This window comes from Planococcus kocurii (genome assembly GCF_001465835.2).
Lineage (GTDB): Bacteria > Bacillota > Bacilli > Bacillales_A > Planococcaceae > Planococcus > Planococcus kocurii.
Genome location: NZ_CP013661.2, coordinates 2,601,470 through 2,618,099, shown reverse-complemented (window position 1 = coordinate 2,618,099; position 16,630 = coordinate 2,601,470). Strand labels below are relative to the sequence as shown.

Genomic DNA, 16,630 nt, shown 5'->3' with positions numbered 1-16,630 from the left:
GTTCTTTTCGCCGACAAGGTCTTTATAACGGGTAGCGTCTAGCAAACTCGATATGTTCATCATGACAAGAAGGAATTGCCATTTACCTAGTTATTCGTTTTGATTTCGAATATTTTTTTCATTTCGATCGCCTTTTCCCAGTTAAATGGATATACTGTCAGATTCGAGTTAAATACTGTCCAAATCGCTCCAAATACTGTCCAATAAACGAAAATACTGTCCAGATCGAGTGCATTACTGTCCAAAGCCTCAAACCCCATCCAATTACCTAAAAAAAAGGAAAGCGCACTGCGCTTTCCGCTAAAACCTTGACGCCGAACGCATGTATTGGTCGGTTCCAAGCAGTTTGGCTTGGAACCTTGCCCTTAGCCATTCAGTCGTTGTTACTTCTGGCTTTTGATAGCAAAGGACGTCCATCATTCCACATGACGTTTACCGGCAGTTCAAAAAATGCGCTAAGTTGTTCACTGGTGACGAGTTTTTGGGTATCTCCAGAAGCGAAGACGCGGCCCGCTTTAAGCAACAGGATTTTTTTAAATTCCGGTAAAATTTCTTCTATATGATGCGTAACGTAAATGATGGTCGGGCCATTTGGTTTTTTAGCGATGGCCGCGATCGACTCAAGCAGTTCTTCGCGTGCGATAAAATCGAGTCCGGCAGTTGGCTCATCGAGAATGAGTAACTCAGGATTCGCCATTAACGCGCGACCAATTAGCACGCGTTGCTTTTCACCTTGCGACAGCGAGTGATAATGTCGATTGGCATACTCAAGGCAGCCGAGTTCTTGGAGAATATCGACACCTTGTTGATCGATTGCTTCTGTCGTTTCCTGGTAAAGACCAAGTGAAGCAAACGCTCCGCTTAACACCACTTCGTAAGCATTATCATGAGTCGGCAACTTTTGCTGAACAGACGCTGACACAAAACCGATTCGGCTGCGCAATTTTTCCGCCAGATAAGTCTTACCGAACTCTAGGCCGAGCACGGTGACTTTTCCTTGTGTCGGGAAAAAATAGGCATTGATTAAATCCAATAACGAGGTTTTACCGGCACCGTTCAAGCCGTATAACACCCAGTGCTCGCCTCGTTGGACTTGCCAATCTACTCCGTCCAACAGCAGTTTGTCATCTCTGCGACGCGTTACGCCTTCGAGTTCCACCATCATTTTCATAAACGAATGTCCTCACGGCTCTGGACTAAAGCTACTTGCCCCGCTGCTAGTGGATCAGCTTTTTGCAGCTCACCAAAATTCAGTCCTGTCAGTTTTTCAATTTGTTCGATCGGCACTTGATACGTTTCGAATTTTCCGTAGACAAATTCCAAATTACCGCCAATCAAATCTTCTTGTGTTTGCACATAAGCCGTTGCTGATAGCTCTGTATCGTCTTTCACCATTACAGCCACTTTCCAAAACTGGCTTGGAATTTTTGCACCTCGGTAAATCCGGTCGCTGTCACGGAACACCGGTCCTGTAAAAATCGACACTTTCATGTCGTGATCGCGCGCATTATCGAGCAGGTAATCCTCTAAATCAAGCCATACTTTTTGATTGAAATTTTTATGCTGCGGAGAGCTATTGGTAAAATGGAACGTGTGCTCATTGGCTTTTACGGCATCAATGCCCCAGTTTGGATCGCGTCGACGCACCAAATGGCCACGGTCAATATCATTTGATTGGTAAAAATCATTGCCGAGTTGATACGATTCATCAATACGTGGATCAAAATACCAGCGGTCTCTGCTTCGTTTGACGTCTACGAGTTGATTGCCATCGATGTTAACGGCTGTGAAAAAAGCAAGACGCCGCGACTGACTCATCGCAATCGAGAAATGCGTATAATCCAGTTCGAGCTTACCATCTGTCGTTTTCGCTACGTCTGCTAGCATGGCGTCACTTAAACCAGGCAACGCTACAGTGAATCTTTCGCCTAAAAATGCGGGGTTATAACCTGTTGCACCAGCATACCAATCGGCGTCCAGCACCCCTACTTCCATCGGTGTGGCCGTTGATCCCGGCATAACCACTGAAAGCAACTGATCTAGTAGTTTACGCGACTCCTCGTTTTCTATTCCGCCCCGCTTGTCACTGAGATGTTGAATAATCGAACTGATGCGAATGCCTTCATTGGCAATCCAGACGTTGTTGTCGTTCGGGTCGGGAATTCCGGCGTGGTGCAGCGAGACGACCATCCACTGGTCATTAAAAACAGGTGAGCCAGACGAACCGGGTTCTGTGTCGCTGACATACTGAACAAAATCAGAAGAAATGAACTTGACTTCGTTTTCACGAATGGTAATTGCTTTTGGCCCCCCGTTTGGATGTTGGATAATGGTGACGTACTCACCTTCAAGAATTTTCCCTGGCTTTGGCAGCAGCGGCAAATAGCCGAAATTCGACAACGGTACCGCGTTTGAATTATTCGGTTCCACTGCAACCAGCGTAAAATCAAGCGCTTCATTGGTGATGAAAAACAGGCGAGGATCCAGTCTGAAACTAATGATTTCAAGCGGCATAAAATGGACATCGTCTTGATAATTAAATTCAGCCACTGCATACATCGCTGATTCTGCCGTTTCCAGTACATGATTGTTTGTCAGCAATAAATTCGGCGACACAAGAAATCCCGTACCGTAGCCTTCAAGCTGTCCGTTTTTGCCACGAATGGCGATGCGGCATACTGCTTTACTAACGTCGAGTCCCGCCTGTAAATGCGCAATCGGAAACAAGTCGCTTTTGTTGATAATGCGTTCAATCGCCAAATTGTCGTGATGATTGATAATACTCGACCGCGTCATCATTTTCTCTGTCGACGCCGCAGTAAAGCTTTCTGTTTCCCGCTCTTTTTCGAATTTCAAATAGCGTTGCAACGCTTCTTGTTGAATTTGTTTCATTTTGTCAGTCATCTTCCTCCAGCTCCTTCCGATTCCTAAAGAAATTATGATTTGTGCTTACTAGTTCTATTTTCTAAATAAAATTAAATATTCTATTTTTTTACTTTGTAAAAAGTTTATCACATGTGAATAGAGAAAACCCGTTCCATTGGATGGAGCGGGTTTTCAAGTCCAGTTAACGTGTCCATTTTTTATTGTCATTCTTAATCATGGTCTTTTCACCCGTTTTTGAATCACGAACCACTTTGTCTTCTGTCGGAACATCTCCTGTGCTTTCGTCCGGCGTCGGTTGATGTTCTTCGCCGACTTCACGGCTGCCGTTCTGACCGTCAGACTCCCAGCCTTCATCGCTACCACTCAGCATCTCGCTTGTTTTCTCGACGATTTTATCAAACGTGGAGTCGTGATCGTCTTTCTTGTGTTGTGAATTATTTGTCATCGTGCATTCCTCCTGAATGTGTAGTTGCTTGTACTTTACCCGGTGTGCAAAGAGATACTCTTTTTTAGAGAAAGTGGAATTGAGGTGTTAGATTTGGGGTTGGACAGTATTTTTCAGATTTGGACAGTATTCCGGCTTGAACGGACAGTATTCGCGTCAAATCCGACAGTATTTCAACTGATTCGGACAGTATTCCCAGATTACACCAAAAAAAACGAAAAGAATTAGCGATGCAAGCCCATGGAAAGCGCGCTTTCCGCTAGCTGAGATGCTAGACTTGCTTGTTGCTGGATTGCTTGTATCGTTGAGCGGACAGTATTTTGGCGATACGGACAGTATAGGGCGCTTTTTCGACAGTATTTTTCTAATTTGGACAGTATTTGCTCTCAATCCGACAGTATGACCAATTCCTCCCATAAAAACCTTTAGAATGCCCAAGTTCAGGAAAGTGCCAGGGCGCTTTCCTGAACTTGGGATGCTTAGCTTTCCGAAGCTTCGGGTATATAGTTACTGCAACGGAATCTACATAAAAAGGGGCTATGCACAATGGATTTTATTACATTGAATAATGGATTGAAAATGCCACAGCTAGGCTTTGGTGTTTGGCAAGTAGAAAATGACGAGGCGACAAAAGTCGTTGCCAAAGCATTAGAGACGGGTTATACGTCAATTGATACTGCCATGATTTATACAAATGAAATCGGTGTGGGGAACGCCTTAAAAGACACCAAGGTGCCGCGCGAAGACTTGTTTATCACGACCAAAGTGTGGAACAGCGATCAAGGATACGACAATACCTTGCGTGCATTCGATGAAAGTTTAGAGCGTCTGGGTCTTGATTATGTGGATTTATACTTGATTCACTGGCCGACTCCGGAGTTTGATCATTATGTTGAAACGTATAAAGCATTAGAAAAGTTGTATAACGATGGCCGTGTAAAAGCGATTGGCGTTTGTAACTTTGAAATTGAGCATTTGCAGCGATTGCTGGACGAATGCGACGTTCCACCAGTATTGAACCAAGTGGAGTGTCATCCCTACTTGGCGCAAAAGGACTTAAAAGAATTTTGTGCCAAGCATGATATTTTCTTAGAAGCTTGGAGTCCGCTTGAACAAGGGGGCGATGTGCTGAAGGATCCTACCGTAGTCAACATTGCGGAGTCAAAAGACAAATCACCCGCTCAAGTTGTGTTGCGTTGGCATTTGCAGAACAACACCATCGCCATTCCGAAATCTGTTACTCCATCGCGCATTGAAGAAAACTTTGATGTGTTTGATTTCGAGTTAACAGAAGACGAAATGGCGGCGATCGACGCGTTAAACAAAGAACGTCGCAATGGTCCGCATCCCAATGAAATGAATAGTCGTTAACTAGAAAGCCGCCTCTTCAGCGATTGAAGAGGCGGCTTTTTATATGCTTGCTGCTTATTGTTTTAGCACACCGATCACTCTGCCGTTAATGAAGACATCTTCACTTCGCATAATAATTGGTTCATAGCTTGGATTTTCGGACACCAGGATGATTTCACTGCCCATTGGCATGTATTTTTTCATGGTCGCTTCGCCATCGATAACGGCTATAACGATGTCGCCGTTAGCAGCATTATTTTGCTGATGAACAAAGACGACGTCTCCTTTGTCGATGCCAGCGCCGTTCATGCTGTCTCCTGTCACTGTTAATGAAAACGTTTCAGTTGGAGATACTAGCCATTCACGTGGCAACGTATGAAATGTTTCGTAGGATTCAGTCGCTAAAATTGGCAAGCCAGCCGCAACGTTCCCAATCAGTGGGACTGCCACAGTTTCATGTACTTGCGTGAGCACTTCTTGCCCAGCTTCACTTACTTCAATTTGTCCTGGCGAATCACGATCTTCTGCATAATTGTATTGTCTGCCATTTTTAAGATTCTTATAGATACGCCGACTTTTCGTATCTGGTAAGAATTGGGCACGGCATTTCGGCAAATCTTGTACTTCTTCACCTTTTCGATCGATTATTTTGACTTCAAGCCCATCGGTCGCAATGCCGTAAAAAGCGCGACTATCGGCTTCCATATAACTTGTCAGCTGCTTGATGGCGTCTTCGATTCCGCTGCCAAAACGTTTGACTTCCGCAAGAATGTAAGGCCTTGCTTCTTCTCCTGTGTAAACCTGTACCGCAATGTCACAATACCCTTTTCTGGAAAACTGCTGAACAGGAAATTCCAGTTCCATCAGTTCATACGGATAGCCATACGTCTCTTGCAACTCTCGGATGAGCCATTGACGAGTAATTTCTTCTTTCGCATGGATATCAACAAGTCGATCCGTCATCTGGTATTCTGTCATACTGATTGATTCAAATGGCCGGAGAGATGCATCTTTTTTCATTCGTAAATGATTTCGTTGAATTTCTTTGACAAAGCTAGATGGTTTTTTTACTGAAGACATATACAGAAGCTCGTTTGCTCGTGTCATGCCTACATACAGCAATTTTCGTTCATCTGATTCGACTGTTTTTTGATCTTCAGCATCTGCATACAAATCCTGTGGAATCAATCCACTGTTTAAATCGATTAGGAAAATCACCTTGAATTCCAACCCTTTAATCGAATGCATTGTTACGAGTTTTACTTTATCGGATTCAAAATCCGGATCGTTACTTTGCAAAATTTCACAAGGGATGCCGACCTGCTCTAAATCGATAGCTGCACTTTCAATATTTCGCTTTCCTCGCGCCACAATGCATATCTCGGATAAGGCGTAATCATTTTTTAGCAATGCGATTTCCTCTGCTAGAAAATGGACCTGCTGTTGAGGCGTTAAAAAGAATCGATAAATCGGCGGATGCCCGTGGCGGTCAATCAATGCCGGTTTCACAAAATCGACATTCGACTGGATGCTTTCATCCGCTTCAATCAAATTGAAAGCCGCTGTCGAAATTTCCGTTGTCGTTCGGTAATTCTTGCTCAATGTACGTGATTTCCCGCTCATATCAAAGCCAATGGTCGTAAACGGACGTCCTTTCCCGAGCCAAGACTGCGGATAAATGCTTTGCGTGTTATCTGCAACAAACATGAGCGAAGAATATTCCTTTTCTTTGTATAACTCTTTTAGAAATTCCAGCTGAACGCGCGTTAAATCCTGACTTTCGTCAATAATAATATGCGTGTATCGTCCAGCAGCACCCAAGCGTAATTCTGCTAACGCATAGAGGTTCATTTGTTTGAACGTTGTCAGTCCTGCTCTTTCAAGCAATTGACCAAACACTGTCATGACTTCATAAATAGCTTCACGGGTTTGCGAATTTTTCAATAATTTTTGTGGCGTTCCGCTGTTTCCTGAAGCACGGCCAATTCGATCTACCGATTGATACGTCTCAAGATCCACCATTGAACAAGAATAGATCCATTCTATTTCGTCTAATAGGAATTTACTGTTTTTTGGCAACAGCAGTTTAACTTCAGGGTACGCTTTTTTCACTTCGTGTATGGCTTGCACCATTAGTTTGTGAATTTGATCATTAGGAGCGATTTCAAGCTTTTTGCCCATACGTTTTTGATATTTCCTAAACTCTTTATACATCAAGCTATCAATTGTTGTTATTTCTACTTCTGCATCTGATGAGAAAAAACGTTCGGCTTCTTGCAGTTCTTTTTCAGCCATACGCTCATACTGATGCTTAATATAATAAAGTAAGGTTTTGTTGTAAGTAACTAGTAGAATTTTATCATTTTCTTCGTGACAATAATGATCCATCAAAAAATGGATTCTCCGAATCGCAACGGTCGTCTTGCCTGATCCCGCTACTCCTTTTACGAGCATGGGTCCTGATGGTTCTAGTTCAACAATGCGACGTTGTTCCATATTCAGCTTCACAGCACTACCTCCTCGATTTTACAACTTCTACCTATATTATAAGAATATTGAATCATAATAGCAAAAACTATTTCAAGTCAAACAAACGCTATCTCTTGATTCGTCATCATGTTGAAAAAAATGCTGTCCCTCAATATATTAAGGAACAGCATTTTCTGCCTATAGATAAGTTACTCTCCAGTTGATTGCGGTTATTTTTAAAGTTATGGTTGTAAATTCCGATTACCTAAAATTTTTCTCAATAAACTGTTGTTCTTCCTCTGCACTCAGTCGCCCTGTTGCTCTACCCGCGGTGCCGCTGTACCAACTCCAAACCGTATTGTGAGCACTCACGATAGTGGAAAAATCATCTTGCTGCCAAGAAATTAAGGTTTGTTCGTAGTAATCGCCATTCTCATAATAGTGTTTATTGGCGTTTACGATTGTTAGTAGGCCTTCAATATTTTCATCTGTCATTTCGACAGCACCGTTTTTTTCCTTATCGACGACTTTTTGATGCGTCATTTGATGGAGGTGAATCTGCACTTCTCTTTCTTCCATGTCTGCTTCGCTGTCTTTATTGCCCGCTTTTTCAGTCGATTGACTTTGGCGCTCTTCGATTTTCTCTGCGACTTGTTGAATTTCTTTGCCACCTGAGGAGTGCTTCGTGATAAAGTAATAACCTCCAGCTGCTAGTAATGCCAATACCGCGACGCTTACTGCGATTGTTTTCAAAATTAATTTCATTTTTTGCAACTCCTTACTCTATTTCTTATTTGTTCCGGTCGTGACTATACTCCTATTTTTTATTATGTAGCACGGTTCGGCAGTTTTCAACCATTGTTTGGCAATTGAATAAACTCGAGTAACGAGGGTTTGTTCGTTTCTCCATAGCTAAAGAAAAAAAGCCCTTGTGAAGGAGCTTTTTTCGATTTATTGAATCAGGCTTAACATGTGGAAGATTTTAAGAAGCGACACAGCGGATAGGTTTCAATGATTCTCTTTTTTTAAGAGATATCTCGTTTTAGCGTGACTTGTCATCTATAAAACTATCTGCTATTTTTCCGAAAACAGCAGATAGCCCTCCTTGTGATTCGACATAACCACTCAACCGATAAGCCAAATAAATACCGCCGATGTCGATCAAAACGTCGGAGATTCTTCCGCTTCGCAAGAAAAACAACTGCAGGAATTCTGTGAAATAAGCGAACAAGCTACAGAACACGATGGCTTTCGCATTGCTTCCAATTGTTTTGGCTAGCAAAAGAAAAAGAATACCGAAAGACAACGCATGGCCTATTTTTTGGAACACATACGTTTTACTGTCTAACTGGATGTCGCTCGTGATGAACAAATCCGAGAAATCGGGAAGCAAGCGAATATGAAAATCTATTTCTTGTGCGAACAACAAGGCTTGGAAGTTGTAGTTATTGGTAGCTAACAGGATGCAGAAGCCCCACAGGACAACCGGTATGTACTTAGTTTTCAAAACATTCTTCCCTTCGAACCCCTTTTTGTGTAGACTAGCGGTTCACTATATATGACATAAAAATTCCAGCAGATTCTCTAAGCTTATTATATGTCGGTTGATTTTAAATAACTAGTGCAAGTTTGTGGATAAGTAAAAAAGTGGACAGAGCCACTTTTTTGAGATGTCCACCCATCGCGTGCAGTCGTTTAAAGAAAGGGAACTAAGTTTTATTGTAGATGTAAAGGTTGTCGAAAGCATGCATGTCCATTGGTGCAGCAAGGAATCTGGGTGCTTGTTGAAGGAAAGTCGCCAAATGCTCGGTAGCAATATGCGTTTCAAAAGTTTGTGCATCTCTCCAAATTTCGACTACGTGATAACGAAAATCTTGCTCAGTAGATTTCAATAAATCTTAGCTTACGTAGCCAGCTTCAGCTCTTAATGCTTGAATAAGTAGTTTGCTCGCTTTTAGAAATACGTGTTCTTGGCCTGGCTGTAGGTGCAAATGGACATAATTAATAATCATGAGTATCCATCCTTTCACTCAATTTTGAAGCAAGATTAACTTTTTTCAAGTAGCTTGAAGTCTTTGAGCAGCCACTAGGATTTTCCCTCGATTTGAACGACTAAAGACTACACGATTGTTAGTCCGTTTTATTGTTTGATGCTATTTCGGCCCTGAATAAACTGAATATTTAATCTACTGTAAATCTTTTTACTCATATGAGCCACTGCCGTGTTCTTACCAAAACAAAAAGAGCAGCCGAGGCTGCTCTTTTTCTGAAATTGCTTATTCACTTTCAAAATTCTTACGCTTTTACAGCCTCGCCGCTGAATACGTGTAGGTCCATTGGTGCAGCCATGAAGCTTGGTGCTTGTTGCGTAAAGGCTGTGAAATGTTCACTCTTGTTATGAACTTCAGTTGCTTGTAGATCTTTCCAAACTTCAACCATTGTGTAGTGCTGGTCTTGTTCAGTTGATTTTTTTAATTCGTAGCTAATGTTGCCTTCTTCTGTTCTTGAAGCTTGAACCAGTGCTTTGCTGGCTTCTAGAAATGCTTGTTCTTGGTCTGCTCTTACTTGTAAGTTCGCGTGAATAATAATCAATGGGATCCATCCTTTTTGAGTGTAGTTACTGAAAAAAATCAGTAGTCGATAATGTTGTGTTGCATGCGCGTCAGCATGTCTGACAGTGTGTCGACTTCTTCCGTTGTGAAGTCGTTCAGCATTTGCGTGACAAAGCCGACATTTTCTTTTCGGTAGCCGACAATTTGCTCGCGGCCTTGTTGAGTCAAACTGACAAAGATCACGCGATTGTCCGCAGGATTTCTACGTCTTGTTACCATGCCGTCTGCTTCAAGCTGTTTTAAATGACGCGTAATGGCAGCACCGTCGATGTTCACGGCTTTTTGCAATGTGGACTGGTTGATTTCTGCTGTTTTATAAAGCTGATAAAGCAATTCATAGCGCGATGCACTAATGCCTGTACAGCGTTCAAATTTAGGACTGATTTGATTGTTGAGGCCTTTAACTAACTGTAAAACTTGCTCTTGTTTTGAAAACGAACATGGCATAAATTGACCTCCTACGTAATTTCCAAGATCAATTTATAGCAGTGTCCACTATTCATTGACCTATTCTCAAACATAAGCTAAAATCAATCGGTTTTCAACTTATTTCCATTGTGTAGTTGTGTCAACAGGCAAACGGTACGATGGAAATCCTTCATTTAATGCTTTCCCGATTGTTATCAACATCACCGGAACATAGCGATCTTTATCCATATCCAAAACTTCTGCGATGTTTTCTTTGTCATAGCCACCAATTGGGTTCGTACCATATCCGTGAGCACGTGCCACTAACATCAATTGCATTGACACAAGACCTGCATCAAGCATGATAATGTCTTTCATTTGATCGTCAGGTGCGTTTTCGTAAGCCGGTTTGAAATAATCCAGTTGTGCTTGTTTAACTTCTTCAGGCATATAACCCAGTTCAACCGCTTTGCCATAAATGTCTTCCGCGTATTCAATATTTTTGCGGTCTGCAAAAACAGCGATTACAGCAGATGAGCTCATCACTTTATCCAAGTTAAATGAAGCCAGTGGTGCGATTTTCGCTTTTCCTTCTTCGCTGTCAATGACCACAAAACGCCAAGGCTGCATATTAATAGATGACGGTGCTGTTGATGCCTGTTCAATGATTTGGCTCATTTCTTCACGGCTGATTTTCACCGATGGGTCGTATTGTTTAATCGAACGACGATTCGTTAAAATGTCATTAAAATCATTTGTTTTTTGATACGTTTGCGTAGTTTGCATGTTAGACGTGCTCCTTTTTCGTGTGTATTATTGTGTGATGCATCAATGATTGATACCTCAACGTTTGACTCCTCATTTAATATAATACGAAAGAAAGAGATTTGCAACTACTTTGAACTGCCTGGCTTGGATGCGGGTATTTTTTGAGGGAGTTGTTTGGGTATTGTGTGGGTGCCAGGCACCATTTCACAAAAATCCACCTTTTTTACCCGATTTATATTAGTTATACTCGCTGCCCTACTTTTTTCACCACAAGGAGAGGATACAAGTGGTTAGTAGCGTCAAGACTAAATAAATGGGAAAAAAAAGATACGATGGTATTATGTAACCACATTAAGATTTATTTCACAGGTTTTTGAAATCATTAGACAAAAAGGGATGAAAAAATGAAAAAAAATGTAATTATGGCTACTTTGATTTTAGGTGTTTTGATTAACGGTTGGGCGATTGCTTATTTCGCTCTGCCTTTTTATTACGCAGTCCTCCTGATCGCGGGTCTGTCGCTTGTCATCATGACCGTTATTCATGAACGTTTCGTCTTTTTGTACGCCATTGCTGTATCACTCGTATATGGTGGATTTTTAACTACCTATTCTTTTGTGAACTTGAAATCACAAGAAGTGCAATTGTTGTATATGTACGATCATTTACTGTTAACGAGCTTTCTGTTGCTGTATTGGATTTTGATGAATTCGATTAAAAAAACAGGTTACGAAAACGTAGAACTTCAGCGACAAGTGCAATTGTTGCAGAAATATACCGGCGTGACCAAGTTATTAACGCTTACTGAATTTAATGAACAAGCCCAGTGGCTGTTGACATCAACTGAGCGCAATAAAGAAGAAGTGTGGCTTGTGAAAATCGACATTCACTTTTCAAACAAACGAACCAAAGCCAATTTGCAGGAAGACATCGAACGCTTGGCGCTGCAAACAATTCGCCAAAAATTTGATTTGATCACTAGCAGCAATGGGGTTATTTACGTGCTACTCAAAAATACGCATGCTGAAGGCGCACAACAAATGATTGAGCGTTTCAAAGATAAAACACAAAACGATTTGAATTTTATTGACCCTCCGTTTTCATTTATGAAAACAGTCGTTGAAAATGCGGGCCAACTGGCTAGTTTGGTGGGACGTCTATAATGGGTTCCATCATCATGATCATCATGGCTTTTTTCTGGATATTGCTCATCTTCTATTCACTCGTCACCATCGCGGGCATTTGGTTTCGTTTGACCTTTAAAGATAGCGACGAGTTAGACGTTTATCCAAGTGTGGCTTTACTCATTCCAGCCCATAACGAAGGCATTGTGATTGAACATACATTGCGTGCCATGGCGCGACTCGAATACAAAGGACAACTCGATATTTACGTACTCGATGACAACTCCAAAGACGACACAGCGGCAATCGCTATGGAATTCGCTTCGGTATTTTCACGCATTCACTATATCCCAGTGCCACCCGGCTCGCCTTCTGGAAAGTCACGCGTATTAAATTACGGACTCAGTATTTCAAACTCGGAATATTTTGTGGTTTACGACGCGGACAATGAACCGGAATTTGATGCCTTAGACAAATTGGTTCGTGCAGCAGAAACAACAAAAGATGCTGCCAGTGCTGTTGGGTATGTGAAAACAAAAAACGCAGAAACCAACACCTTAACGCGTATGATTGCGCTCGAGTTCCAAGTGTTTCAATTGTTGATGCAGTCGGGACGTTGGAAACTGTTCAAACTTGGTTCACTTGCCGGTACCAATATGTTGCTCCGCAGATCGGTACTCGAAGAACTCGGCGGCTACGACGTTTTCGCTCTTGCTGAAGACGCCGAGTTAACCGTACGCTTGACCGCAAAAGGCTATTTACTGCCGGTAGTACCTACATCCAGAACGTGGGAACAAGAACCGGAACAAATGAAAACCTTCATCAAGCAACGAACACGCTGGCTAACCGGCAATATTTACTTGTTGGAAAAGTCACTGCAAGACTTGTCGCATTGGAAAGGGAAAACGTTTTTCCTCAGTCTTCAACACGTTTTAACCTACTTGGTATTTGTCGTGGTTTTATTATTTTCAGATGTATTTTTCGTTATGAGTGTCGCGGGCTACCAACTCCCCAACATGGACGCGCCTTTATTGATTTTGTGGTTTATGAGTTACATTGTGTACACCAGTCAATTATTGAGCGCATTGGTCGTCGATCGCAACGTGTCATTGAAAAATGTCCTGTATATTTTCATTATGTACTTTACCTACGCTCAATTATTCATTATCCTACTCGTTCGCAGCTTTTCAACTTACTTATGGAGCCGCTTGCGAGGCAAAACCATTGCCTGGGACAAAACAAAACGCTTTAAGGGGATTGGCTAATGAAAACCAAGCTTGGCTTTCTGTTGATTCTTTTATTACTGATAGGTGGGTGTGGAAGTGTGGACTCTGTTCAACAGCACGTTGAAAAAAGCTACACAAATGAAGACGGCTTGATCTATGCCTATCCTGACGATCCAAAATCCGAATATTTGTCAGAAAGCATTGGCTTATATATGGAATATTTGGTTTTAATCAAAGACGAAAAAACGTTTCACGAGCAATACGAATTGTTAAAAGCGCATTTTGTTACCGGTAAAAACGGTACTTCTTTCGTTTTTTGGCGTTTAAATGAACAAGCAACTACCAATGCATTGATTGATGACGTGCGCATTATCGAAGCATTGCAACAAGCGGCAACTTTGTTTGGCCGTGAGGAATACGCAGAAACCGCAACAACATTGGGCGAATCCATTGCAAGTGTTCAGCAGCAAGATGGCTCAACCGTAGATTTTTACGACTGGACACTTGCGTTACCCGCGCAGCGCCTGACCTTAAGTTATGTTTCTGAGAATCAATGGATTTCAGACACGTCGCTCGCGTTACTGAAAAACACCGAGTCCACTGAAATCTTTTTTCCAGAGTATTACGATACGAAACAGCAATCGTATAAAAAAAGCAACGAAGTCCATCTTATCGATCAATTGTTAATTGCGATAAATCGGCAGAAACTGGGAGAAGCCTCCCCCACATTTCTAAGCTGGGTGAAAAAAGAATGGACTAGCGATCAACGACTTTACGGCCGCTATGACCGAAAAACACAACAGCCGACCGTCGATTACGAATCGCTCGCTGTGTATTACTACTTGCACGCTTATTTGACCGTTGCCGGCGAAGAACAACTAGCCCGCGAAGTCTTCCAACGTGCAACAGCACTCGGAACAGATGATCTATTAAATGAAGCTCATTTTTTCGATTATATGCATTATCAGCTCTTGCTTGAAAACAGTAAGCCTGCGACAGATTCTTTCTGACGCAGGCTTTTTTGGTGAACGTGCGTATTTCTTCTTGAGCGTGCGTATTTCTCTGTGAGCGTGCGTATTTCTCTGTGAGTGTACGTACTTCTTCTTGAGCGTGCGTATTTTTCCGTGAGCGTGCGTATTTCTTTTTGAGCGTGCGTATTTTTCTGTGAGCGTGCGTATTTCTTTTTGAGCGTGCGTATTTTTCTGTGAGCGTGCGTATTTTTCTGTGAGCGTGCGTATTTCTTTTTGAGCGTGCGTATTTTTCTGTGAGCGTGCGTATTTCTTCGTGAGCGTGCGTATTTCTTTTTGAGCGTGCGTATTTTTCTGTGAGCGTGCGTATTTCTCTGTGAGCGTGCGTATTTCTCTGTGAGTGTACGTATTTCTTTTTGAGTGTGCGTATTTCTTTTTGAGCGTGCGTATTTTTCCGTGAGCGTGCGTATTTCTCTGTGAGTGTACGTATTTCTTCTTGAGCGTGCGTATTTCTCTGTGAGCGTGCGTATTTCTCTGTGAGTGTACGTACTTCTTCTTGAGCGTGCGTATTTCTCTGTGAGTGTACGTATTTCTTCCTGAGCGTGCGTATTTCTCTGTGAGCGTGCGTATTTCTTTTTGAGCGTGCGTATTTCTCTGTGAGCGTGCGTAAGCCCCATCCGACCGCGCAGATTTCCCCACAACCGTGCTGAAGCTCCACTAATGCGACTTCGTCAAACTCAATCCCCAAAAATTCGGACAAATGGGTGACCAGGCGCCCGCTCTTCGATACAATAAGAACAGAAGCACCGATCCAAGGAGGAATTTCTATGTCGACATTACATGAGATTGCCCAGTCAGATGATTACGGGCAGTTTGAATTGAAAGAAGTGTACCAAGCGGCTCAACACTTGCTGCAGGAATTTCAAAAATCACGTAACGAACCGGAAAAACTGCAAAACGTCATCGATCATTTGAAAAAACGTTTAGATGGACAAGCTGCTTATCCGCTTGCCATTTTGCTGGAAACAAGTCAGCTCGGTGTTCAACACCAGCTGCAAAAAGACTGGAACAGCCCGATGAAACAGCGTCAGTTGTTTTTATTTGAAAGTGTCTATGCCCAGTTCCGTGGCAAAGTCCCCCCCACGATATGGAATCAAATCTGCTTGAATTACGCAGAAGCCTTGATTTACATCGGCCGCTCACTTGACGGGCTCCATGTGCTCGAACAAATGACTGAGGCAGAGAATGATGCGTCTTACGAACGTCAAGATGCGGAGCGCGGCTGGGGGTTGTTGTTTTATTCCACTTTTCTACGGGGCAAAGAACAAAAAGCCGAGGCGCTTCACCTGTCGCGCGACTTGCTGCGTGACGGCCTGGAGAAAATCACCAATGTTAACGGCCGTGCGTTGTACGCAGACCGATTGAAACTGGCTGTCAAAATGCTAGAGGACATCGGACCGATTGACTTAACCGGCAATTACAAGCCGAACTTTTTTGACGGCCGTGAGCGGGAGTACCGTGATTGGTGTGCAGAACACCGGTTGCTGCTGAATGATAACAATGAAATCGATCCGAAAGGCACGATGAAAGTCGATACCTTAAACTACCGTCATAAAAAAGCCGATGACAAAGAACGTGGACTGTTCCTTGAAACATTTATGGACTCCATGGTTTCGGAATTTACCGTGCTGCGCTGGAATCTATTCGAAGCACTCGAGCAAGAGCCAAGTTCAGAACGCAACGAACAATTAAAAACCGTCTACCGTCAGGCTTTTTCACTGTTTTCAAAAATGGCGCAGTTTATCAGTTCGTACTACGAGCTCGACATGAAAAATTCGCGTGCGGGCATGCAACGCATGTGGTTTGAAGATGAAGATCCAAAAAATCCGCTTAAGCCGTTTATTCGGGACACTAAAAACGGTGCACTAAAAGCGTTATTCTGGCACAGCAAGGAACTATTTGGCTACGAGCAATCCAAGGTTCAAAACATTGCGACCGTTCGTGCCCTGTTGTTACGCGACCAAATGGAACGTAGCTTTGTTGACGTTATTACTAAAAAAGAAGAAGTCGCACAAACGGGCGAATTGCGTAAACATCAAATGACGCAAGCTGAACTCGAACGCCTGTCGATGACGACGGCGTTTAAAGCGCGCAATGCATTGATGTACCTCGGCTTTGCACTTGGAATCGAGAAAAAATAATCAAAAAGCGTCTCGGGAGATTTAGTTGATCTCCCGAGACGCTTTTTGGGTTAAACTTTCCGTGTAAACAATGAAAGTTGTGCGGGTGCCAGGCACCCACACAATTCCCCTTGCTCTCTTTGACAGCCCTTAACTTGGCGAAGTATAGTCTACTAGATACATAAATTTGAGGA

General features: G+C 42.7%; 17 protein-coding genes. 6 read left to right on the top strand and 11 right to left on the bottom strand.

What is annotated here, in order from left to right:
• Positions 1 to 86 precede the first annotated feature (86 nt).
• The 4 genes from AUO94_RS17455 to AUO94_RS12775 form a co-directional block, all read right to left on the bottom strand.
• Positions 87 to 341 carry a hypothetical protein gene (locus AUO94_RS17455; protein WP_169793180.1) on the bottom strand — a complete coding sequence of 85 codons (255 nt, stop codon included), beginning with the start codon at positions 339 to 341 and terminating at the stop codon, positions 87 to 89.
• Positions 342 to 373: 32 nt separating this feature from the next.
• Positions 374 to 1,165: an ABC transporter ATP-binding protein gene (locus tag AUO94_RS12785; RefSeq protein ID WP_058386856.1), complete on the bottom strand. Its 792-nt coding sequence runs from the start codon at positions 1,163 to 1,165 to the stop codon at positions 374 to 376.
• Positions 1,166 to 1,167: 2 nt separating this feature from the next.
• Positions 1,168 to 2,904 (bottom strand): DNA/RNA non-specific endonuclease, encoded by a 1,737-nt coding sequence (locus AUO94_RS12780; RefSeq protein WP_058384577.1) that lies wholly within the window; start codon positions 2,902 to 2,904, stop codon positions 1,168 to 1,170.
• A 163-nt stretch (positions 2,905 to 3,067) separates the two neighbouring features.
• On the bottom strand, positions 3,068 to 3,331 hold the full coding sequence (locus tag AUO94_RS12775; protein WP_058384576.1) for a hypothetical protein: 264 nt from the start codon (positions 3,329 to 3,331) through the stop codon (positions 3,068 to 3,070).
• A gap of 268 nt (positions 3,332 to 3,599) precedes the next feature.
• Here AUO94_RS12775 and AUO94_RS17710 point away from each other — a divergent pair, with 268 nt between their 5' ends.
• Positions 3,600 to 3,734 (top strand): hypothetical protein, encoded by a 135-nt coding sequence (locus AUO94_RS17710; protein ID WP_257721242.1) that lies wholly within the window; start codon positions 3,600 to 3,602, stop codon positions 3,732 to 3,734.
• Between the two features lie 143 nt (positions 3,735 to 3,877).
• Positions 3,878 to 4,702, top strand: a complete 825-nt coding sequence (locus tag AUO94_RS12770; RefSeq protein WP_058384575.1) for an aldo/keto reductase — start codon at positions 3,878 to 3,880, stop codon at positions 4,700 to 4,702.
• A gap of 54 nt (positions 4,703 to 4,756) precedes the next feature.
• Here AUO94_RS12770 and lexA read toward each other — a convergent pair whose 3' ends face one another.
• The 7 genes from lexA to AUO94_RS12735 form a co-directional block, all read right to left on the bottom strand.
• Positions 4,757 to 7,189 (bottom strand): transcriptional repressor LexA, encoded by a 2,433-nt coding sequence (gene lexA / locus AUO94_RS12765; RefSeq protein ID WP_058384574.1) that lies wholly within the window; start codon positions 7,187 to 7,189, stop codon positions 4,757 to 4,759.
• Positions 7,190 to 7,411: 222 nt separating this feature from the next.
• Complete coding sequence (locus AUO94_RS12760) at positions 7,412 to 7,915, bottom strand: DUF6241 domain-containing protein (RefSeq protein WP_058384573.1); 504 nt, start codon at positions 7,913 to 7,915, stop codon at positions 7,412 to 7,414.
• A gap of 277 nt (positions 7,916 to 8,192) precedes the next feature.
• A complete protein-coding gene (locus tag AUO94_RS12755; protein ID WP_058384572.1) occupies positions 8,193 to 8,657 on the bottom strand; it encodes a VanZ family protein in 465 nt (154 codons plus the stop codon).
• Positions 8,658 to 8,859: 202 nt separating this feature from the next.
• Positions 8,860 to 9,042: a putative quinol monooxygenase gene (locus AUO94_RS17640; protein ID WP_237150121.1), complete on the bottom strand. Its 183-nt coding sequence runs from the start codon at positions 9,040 to 9,042 to the stop codon at positions 8,860 to 8,862.
• Positions 9,043 to 9,445: 403 nt separating this feature from the next.
• Positions 9,446 to 9,742, bottom strand: coding sequence for a putative quinol monooxygenase (locus AUO94_RS12745; protein ID WP_058384571.1), 297 nt, complete (start codon positions 9,740 to 9,742; stop codon positions 9,446 to 9,448).
• Positions 9,743 to 9,780: 38 nt separating this feature from the next.
• A complete protein-coding gene (locus AUO94_RS12740) occupies positions 9,781 to 10,209 on the bottom strand; it encodes a MarR family winged helix-turn-helix transcriptional regulator (protein WP_058384570.1) in 429 nt (142 codons plus the stop codon).
• Positions 10,210 to 10,308: 99 nt separating this feature from the next.
• Positions 10,309 to 10,956: a nitroreductase family protein gene (locus tag AUO94_RS12735; protein WP_058384569.1), complete on the bottom strand. Its 648-nt coding sequence runs from the start codon at positions 10,954 to 10,956 to the stop codon at positions 10,309 to 10,311.
• Positions 10,957 to 11,342: 386 nt separating this feature from the next.
• On the opposite strand from AUO94_RS12735, the gene AUO94_RS12730 reads away from it, so the two are divergent.
• The 4 genes from AUO94_RS12730 (at position 11,343) to AUO94_RS12715 (ending at position 16,457) form a co-directional block, all read left to right on the top strand.
• Positions 11,343 to 12,101: a hypothetical protein gene (locus tag AUO94_RS12730; RefSeq protein WP_058384568.1), complete on the top strand. Its 759-nt coding sequence runs from the start codon at positions 11,343 to 11,345 to the stop codon at positions 12,099 to 12,101.
• Positions 12,101 to 13,327, top strand: a complete 1,227-nt coding sequence (locus AUO94_RS12725; protein WP_058384567.1) for a glycosyltransferase family 2 protein — start codon at positions 12,101 to 12,103, stop codon at positions 13,325 to 13,327. Before AUO94_RS12730 ends, AUO94_RS12725 begins: the two co-directional genes overlap by 1 nt.
• Positions 13,327 to 14,298 (top strand): hypothetical protein, encoded by a 972-nt coding sequence (locus AUO94_RS12720; protein WP_058384566.1) that lies wholly within the window; start codon positions 13,327 to 13,329, stop codon positions 14,296 to 14,298. Before AUO94_RS12725 ends, AUO94_RS12720 begins: the two co-directional genes overlap by 1 nt.
• A gap of 785 nt (positions 14,299 to 15,083) precedes the next feature.
• Positions 15,084 to 16,457, top strand: a complete 1,374-nt coding sequence (locus AUO94_RS12715; RefSeq protein WP_058384565.1) for an LA2681 family HEPN domain-containing protein — start codon at positions 15,084 to 15,086, stop codon at positions 16,455 to 16,457.
• The last annotated feature ends 173 nt before the right edge of the window (positions 16,458 to 16,630 follow it).